Annotated in this window: 1 tRNA gene and 2 rRNA genes (1 of these 3 cut by a window edge); all 3 read right to left on the minus strand. The window is 54.1% G+C overall.

Annotated features, from left to right (window positions below):
- Window positions 1-116 precede the first annotated feature (116 nt).
- A tRNA-Met gene (locus AC2FIC_RS20240) sits at window positions 117-193 on the minus strand.
- Window positions 194-280: 87 nt separating this feature from the next.
- Window positions 281-395 (minus strand): 5S ribosomal RNA (gene rrf / locus AC2FIC_RS20245).
- Window positions 396-577: 182 nt separating this feature from the next.
- A 23S ribosomal RNA gene (locus tag AC2FIC_RS20250) occupies window positions 578-2500 on the minus strand (it continues 905 nt past the right edge of the window).

Raw genomic sequence — 2500 nt, forward strand, 5'->3', positions numbered from 1 at the left:
GGAGTAGGGTTTGAACCTTTGGCCTTCAGGTTATGAGCCTGACGAGTTGAAGAGGTTAGCAATTGATCCAGTGGATCAATTGTAGTCTGAACGGGCTGTGTTGATATTATTCGACCTGGTTGCGGGAGTAGGATTTGAACCTACGACCTTCAGGTTATGAGCCTGACGAGCTACCGGGCTGCTCCATCCCGCGACACTAGGTTGGCCTATCGCTTTCGCTACTTGAGGCCGGGGTCGAATAAGTAATTGTATCATTTAGAGAGAATTGGGATTTTTCTAGGTTTGGCGGTGACCTACTCTCCCGGGGCTTAAGCCCAAGTACCATTGGCGCGGCAGTGCTTAACTTCCGGGTTCGGGATGGGACCGGGTGTTTCACTTGCGCTATGACCACCAAACCGAGGAAAATCCCACGTTGCGACTTGCGTAGCAAGCGCGACGGGTGGCAGGCAGCGTCTTTTGCGTGCAAAAGGCGCGTTGCCACTCGGTAGTGTAATCAATCAACAGTGCCGCTTGGCGCGACACAGCCATCGTTAGTCTAAGGTGTGTATGTTTTTGATTTGTCTTTCCATTACTGGATCAAATCAAGCCTATCGGGCGATTAGTACCGGTCAACTGAACGCATTACTGCGCTTACATCTCCGGCCTATTGACGTGGTGGTCTTCCACGGCCCTCAGGGAGACCTTGTTTTGAGGGGGGCTTCCCGCTTAGATGCCTTCAGCGGTTATCCTGTCCGATCATAGCTACCCTGCACTGCTGCTGGCGCAACAACAGGTCCACCAGTGGATCGTTCACCCCGGTCCTCTCGTACTAGGGGCAACTCCTCTCAAGTCTCCTACACCCACGGCAGATAGGGACCGAACTGTCTCACGACGTTCTAAACCCAGCTCACGTACCTCTTTAAACGGCGAACAGCCGTACCCTTGGGACCTGCTCCAGCCCCAGGATGAGATGAGCCGACATCGAGGTGCCAAACACTGCCGTCGATATGGACTCTTGGGCAGTATCAGCCTGTTATCCCCGGCGTACCTTTTATCCGTTGAGCGATGGCCCTTCCACTCGGGACCACCGGATCACTATGGCCGTCTTTCGACTCTGCTCGACTTGTCAGTCTCGCAGTCAGGCTGGCTTCTGCCATTGCACTCAACGAGCGATTTCCGACCGCTCTGAGCCAACCTTCGCGCGCCTCCGTTACGCTTTAGGAGGCGACCGCCCCAGTCAAACTACCCGCCACGCAGGGTCCCGGATCCGGATAACGGACCGCGGTTAGACATCAAGAGTGCGAAGGGTGGTATCTCAAGGGAGGCTCCACAAAGACTTGCGTCTCTGCTTCAAAGCCCACCACCTATCCTGCACATCACAATCCTGATGCCAGTGCGAAGCTGTAGTAAAGGTGCACGGGGTCTTTCCGTCTAACCGCGGGAAGCCTGCATCTTGACAGGCAATTCAATTTCGCTGAGTCGATGTTGGAGACAGCGGGGAAGTCGTTACGCCATTCGTGCAGGTCGGAACTTACCCGACAAGGAATTTCGCTACCTTAGGACCGTTATAGTTACGGCCGCCGTTTACCTGGGCTTCAATTCAAGGCTCTCACCTCTCCTTTTAACCTTCAGGCACCGGGCAGGCGTCAGACCCTATACGTCGTCTTGCGACTTCGCAGAGCCCTGTGTTTTTAATAAACAGTCGCCACCCCCTGGTTTGTGCCCCCAGCCCCTAGTTGCCTAGGAACCGGGCCTCCTTCTCGCGAACTTACGGAGGTATTTTGCCGAGTTCCTTCAACATCGTTCTCTCAAGCGCCTTGGTATTCTCTACCAGTCCACCTGTGTCGGTTTAGGGTACGGTCTTATAGGAGGGCTATTTCCAGGAACCTCTCAGCAGCCCATTCAATCCGATAAGGATGAACTACCTCTGAGATCCGTCACCACTCCACGGCCTAGGAATATTAACCTAGTTCCCATCGCCTACGCCTTTCGGCCTCGGCTTAGGGGCCGGCTTACCCTGCTCAGATTAGCTTTAAGCAGGAACCCTTGGACTTTCGGCGAGAGTGTCTCTCACACTCTTTGTCGCTACTCATGTCATCATTCTCACTAGTGATCTCTCCACCGGATCGCTCACGCGCCGGCTTCATCGAAAGCCTCTCTCCTCCAATACGCCCGAAGACGTGAAGGAGGAATGAGACTATGTCACACTACGCTCTGCTACCATGCCTTACGGCATCCTAAGCTTCGGCTCATGGCTTGAGCCCCGTTACATCTTCGCCGCAGGACAACTTATTTAGACCAGTGAGCTGTTACGCTATCTTTAAAGGATGGCTGCTTCTAAGCCAACCTCCTGGTTGTTTTGGTCGTCCCACCTGCTTTCCCACTTAGCCATGAATTGGGGGCCTTAGCTGTAGGTCAGGGTTGTTTCCCTCTCCACTACGGACGTTAGCATCCGCAGTGTGTCTGCCATCTAGTACTCCCGGGTATTCGGAGTTTGGTTAGGATCAGTAAGCCTGTGGGG

The sequence above is a fragment of the Ruegeria sp. CDSC079 genome, from assembly GCF_059610505.1.